The following is a 2823-nucleotide window of genomic DNA, read 5'->3' as shown; positions in this document are numbered from 1 at the left end:
AAATCTAATTGAAATATGCCAACGTCCAGAAGGATGTAATCTGACTGTTACTGTGCTTGGTTCACAGCTTTCTGGTATTTTTCTTGACCATCGAATAGGTAAAGGTTCTGTGCATTTGGCTAAATAGATTTGTTTGTCTTTGAACTTAAAAGCAGATTTAGTAAATTCAGCACTTCCTCCTTGATGTTTTTTCTTAAAGTTAGGATACTTAGTCCGACCAGCAAAGAAATTAGTAAAAGCTGTTTGTAAATGTCTTAACCCTTGTTGTAAGGGGACACAGCTTACTTCATTAAGAAAGTCTAATTCTTCTTGCTTTTTCCACTCGGTTAGCATTGAAGAAGTTTGGGCGTAGCCTACTCTTTCTTGCTTTTCGTACCAAGCTTGTGTTCTGAGATGGAGAGCTTTATTGTCAACTAATCTTACACAGCCCAATGTGCGCCGCAATAGCGACTCTTGTTCGGGTGTGAGGTAAAATCGGAACGAATAGGCTTTTTCCATACCTCGCATTCTAGAATATATCGTGTAAATGCGCTAGTATTTAACGGTAAAGCCGTCGTAGAACGACGGGGTTTCAGACCCAAATTTTCGATGACCGCATAAAAGGCAAACACGAACCACCTGTAACGACGGGATAGTTCGCTAAGTCCGAGTAACGTCCCCAAGATAAGGGGGAGAGAGATAATTGTTGACATGGATTGTACCCCGCCCGATCGGGTATTTAGCGGCAAGGGACGTGAAGTGTCCCTAGTGACCTGGATTCTGGCGGCAATTTTCCTCGCTCGTTATGCCTTTACCCGGTTATGATTTGGGTAATTGCAGCAATTCTCATTTTAAGGTTTCATGACATTAAAACCCTTGCACCTAGAGGGGTTAATAATTCTTAACGAATCTCTAGATCGCTGAAACAACGCAAAATCGTTTCAAAATGAGAATTGCTGGGGTAATTGCCGTTTATATCGAAAAAATGGGGACATTTACCCCGTTTTTGGGTACTTTCTTAAAATCCCCTCGCTTCGCCTGCGTTTCTGCGTTGATCGGCCGCACCAGTAAAGGTTCGGGAGCGATCGACCGCAATCGACTCGGCCGATCCCCATTTCGGAAAAGGTTGGAAGGTATAGCCCCGTTTTTCGAGAGCGGCCACTACCTTCGGAGCGAGCGCGTTCGGTTCGATCAAAACCCGATCGGGCATTCCCTGATAATGGAATCGGGGATAGTTCACCGCTTCGGCAACGGTCATCCCGTAGTCGATCGTATGGGTGATCATCTGTAATACCGTTGTCGGGATGGTGGAACCGCCAGGGCTTCCGGTAATCAGTACCACCTGGCCATTTTTTACCACGATGGTGGGAGACATGGAACTCAAGGGACGCTTGCCCGGTTCAATCCGATTCGCTCGTCCCTGAATTAGCCCAAATTGGTTGGGGGAACCTAGTTTACTGACGAAATCATCCATTTCATTATTGAGTACAAAGCCAGTGTCACCCGCAATCACTCCGGCCCCGAAAGACGAGTTGATCGTATAGGTGACGGATACCGCATTGCCGGTGCGATCAATCACCGAGTAGTGAGTGGTACTATCGCCCTCTCGAATGATGGTTTGATAGAAGGGACGGGGATCTACGGCCTGCTTGGTTGGGATTTTCTCCCGGATGGAGGCGGCGTATTCTGCCGATAGCAGTCGTTCTAGGGGAATCTGGACAAATTTCGGATCGCCGAGATAGGTATTGCGATCAACGTAGGCAAACAACATCGCAGCGAGAAAGCGATGAACCGTATCGGTTGATCGGAATCCCGAAGCTTTGAGATCATAGCCTTGTAGGATATTCAACATCAAGCACACCGTCATCCCTCCTCCAGGTGGCGGCGCGGTCAGGATATCGTAACCGCGATAGGTGCATTGTAGGGGTTCCTGTTCCAATGCCTGATAGGTGTCCAGGTCTTCAGCACTGAGAATTCCCCCCTGTTTCCGACTCTCCGCTACCACCTGCGCGCCGATTTCCCCCCCATAGAAAACTGCTGGCCCGCCGCGAGCAATCTGGGCTAGAGTGCGCGCGAGGTTCTTCTGTACTAAGCGATCGCCTACCTCGTAGGGTTTTGAACCATTTTTCAGGAAAATCGCCGCCATACTCGGATCTTTTAACTTCTCACCGCTTCTCCGGAGGATTTCTATATCTCCTGTCCCCAGGATAAATCCCTGTCTGGCAAGGGCGATCGCTGGGGCGATGACTTGTTGACGCGAGCGTGTACCGTATTTCTGTAAGGCCAGATCCAGACCTCGCACTGTACCAGGAACCGCCACCGCCAGATAGCCGTTGCGACTGCGGCCGGGGATAATCTCACCATTGCGATCAAGGTACATATTGGCGGTGGCGGCTAGAGGTGCGGTCTCTCGAAAATTGATAAACACGCTTTCGCCGTTGGCTAACCGGATCAGCATAAAGCCGCCACCGCCTAGATTGCCACAGCAAGGCTCGGTGACTGCAAGCGCGTAACCCACGGCAACGGCCGCATCGATCGCATTCCCACCCTTGCGGAGAATTTCCAGACCGACTCTAGAAGCTTCCCCCTGACTGGTAACCACCATGCCGTTTTTGCCCACGGCGGTTTTTTCTGGCAGTTGACCGCGCACGTTCTGACTAACGGTGATCGCAAGGAAAAACAAGAGAAACGTGCGGGGAATTTTCATCGAAAATTTGGGTCTGAAACCCCGTCGTTCTACGACGGCTTTACTGTTAAATATGAGCATCGTTTACGAAATATATGCTAAAATGTGAGGTATGGAAAAAGCCTATTCGTTTCGATTTTACCCCACACCCGAACAAG

3 protein-coding genes are annotated in these 2823 nt (G+C 49.0%); 1 reads left to right on the top strand and 2 read right to left on the bottom strand.

Annotated elements, in window-relative coordinates; translation table 11 throughout:
* On the bottom strand, nt 1-498 hold a 498-nt coding region (locus tag O9332_RS05875), incomplete at its 3' end, for an RNA-guided endonuclease InsQ/TnpB family protein (RefSeq protein WP_288024225.1).
* Nucleotides 499-997: 499 nt separating this feature from the next.
* On the bottom strand, nt 998-2686 hold the full coding sequence (gene ggt, locus O9332_RS05870) for a gamma-glutamyltransferase (RefSeq protein WP_288024223.1): 1689 nt from the start codon (nt 2684-2686) through the stop codon (nt 998-1000).
* A 91-nt stretch (nt 2687-2777) separates the two neighbouring features.
* On the opposite strand from ggt, the gene O9332_RS27965 reads away from it, so the two are divergent.
* Nucleotides 2778-2823: helix-turn-helix domain-containing protein (locus O9332_RS27965; RefSeq protein WP_353737100.1), on the top strand; the 46-nt coding region annotated here is incomplete at its 3' end.

The sequence above is a fragment of the Microcystis sp. LE19-10.1B genome, from assembly GCF_027530565.1.
GTDB classification, from domain to species: domain Bacteria; phylum Cyanobacteriota; class Cyanobacteriia; order Cyanobacteriales; family Microcystaceae; genus Microcystis; species Microcystis aeruginosa.
This window is presented reverse-complemented; position numbering and strand designations above follow the sequence as displayed.